This window comes from Streptomyces sp. NPDC047042, assembly GCF_040644035.1.
Taxonomy (GTDB): domain Bacteria; phylum Actinomycetota; class Actinomycetes; order Streptomycetales; family Streptomycetaceae; genus Streptomyces.
Map to the genome: position 1 here is coordinate 1 of NZ_JBEYVP010000112.1, position 1,696 is coordinate 1,696.

At 69.7% G+C, this 1,696-nt stretch carries 1 protein-coding gene; it reads right to left on the bottom strand.

Annotated elements, in window-relative coordinates; genetic code table 11:
- Nucleotides 1–1,507, bottom strand: a 1,507-nt coding sequence (locus ABZ855_RS48285; protein ID WP_360820441.1) for a CshA/CshB family fibrillar adhesin-related protein, incomplete at its 3' end; no start/stop codon positions are given.
- Between the last annotated feature and the right edge of the window lie 189 nt (nt 1,508–1,696).

A 1,696-nucleotide genomic window follows, 5' to 3' on the forward strand; every position in this document is an offset into this window, starting at 1 on the left:
CGCTGGTGCCGGCGCCGCTGGTGGCCGCGCTGGCGAGCGTGCTGGCGCCCTGCAACAGGCTGACGGTGAATTGATCGGCGGCATCGGCGCGCGCGTCGACCTGCTTGACCAGGGCGATGCGCGCATCGGCGAGCGTCAGCACATGGTCTTCGACTTCGCCGTCGTTGGCCGAGCCGCTCGGCGCGGCGATCTGCGCAGCATTGCTGGCGATGCGCAGGCGCATATAGCTGCGCCCGGTACTCGCGCCGGCCGGCACGGTCCAGCTGAGGTTGACCGTGGTGGTGCCGTTGCAGGTCGGGCTGTTGGTCGAGACCTCGCCGGCATCGGCGAAGTCGCCGTCGCGGTTGAAGTCGATCCAGCCGCGCACCGTGCCCGGCCCGGTGCAGGCGATCGGCGGCGATGTATAGGTGGTGCCCGGCAAGGCCATGACGCTGCCCAGCGGCGCCGCGAAAGCGTCTTCGTCGTCGCTGCCGAGCAAGTCGTCGCCGTCGGCGTTGGCCGAGTACTGCGCGGCCGATTCGGAATCCAGCGCGGTGCCCAGGCGCGTGCTCGGCGGCACCAGATCGGCCAGGGCGAAGCTGCTGTCGTTGACGTTGGTGCTCACGCCCGGCGTCAGGGTACCGCCGCTCCAGGCGAACTGGGCCAGATGGACGGCATCGCCGTAACTGCTGGGCGCATCGCCGTGGTCGGTGGAATCCACCACCACCACGCCCAGCGCCACCGCCGAGCCGCCGCCGCCGAAGAACTGCACGCTGGCGCTGGTGGCGTTCTCCATGAAGCCCACGGCCATGGGGCCGGACGAACAAAACGGCGCCGCGCCGAAACGCAGGGTGCGCGTGGCGGCGGTTTCGGTCAGCAGCGCCGGCGTGCTGCTGGTGCAGTTGGCGGAACGGAAGCGGTCGATGACCCGCCACACCGTCGGCTGGCCGGCGTTGCTGGTAGCGATGGTGGCTTGCAGGTATTCGGAGTTCGAGGATTGCTCGGCATCGGCGACCACCAGGCCCTCGAGCTGGTACGCCGGCGGGTTCGGCTGCCCGGGCGCGCCGAGCGTGGCCGAACAGGTGAAGTCGAAGTTCACCGTGGTGCCGTTGACGTTGTTGCGCAGGCCGATGTCCATGGTGTTGGCGGTGCCGGTGCCGCCGATGTTGTACAGATCGTCCAGGCCGTCGCCGGTCCAGTCGCCCGGCCGGTAGATGCGCAGCGACGGCGCGGTGCCGCCGCTGATGTTGTTCAACGAGCAGGTCACGCGCAGTTCCTGCCCCGACAGCGGAATCACATTGGTCACGCTGACGCCGGACTGCGCAATGGTGTTGGGCGCGGTACCCCAGTCGAACCAGTAGATGTTCTGCTTGAAGCGCCCGGCGCCGCCGGTAGCGAACTGCGCTTGTGCGGTCAGCGGCAAGGCCAGGCAGATCAAGCTCAGCGCGGCGATGCGGCGCGCGAGCGTGGCCGGACACAGGCGAGAGAAACGCGCGCGCCGGCGGCGCGCAGACAGGACTGAAGACATGCGGACTTCCAAACGGCGACGGACTACGCCGTGCGGCCGGGCCGCGCGCGGAAGGGGCCGACTACGCCGCGCCCTCCGCTTCGACGTGGCCGGAGTGTGCCAGTCGAGCTGTCAACGCCACTTGAAATGCACGGGCCGACGCAGCGGCCCGACGATCGTTCAGATTGCCGTTCAGGCCGCCGCGTGCGC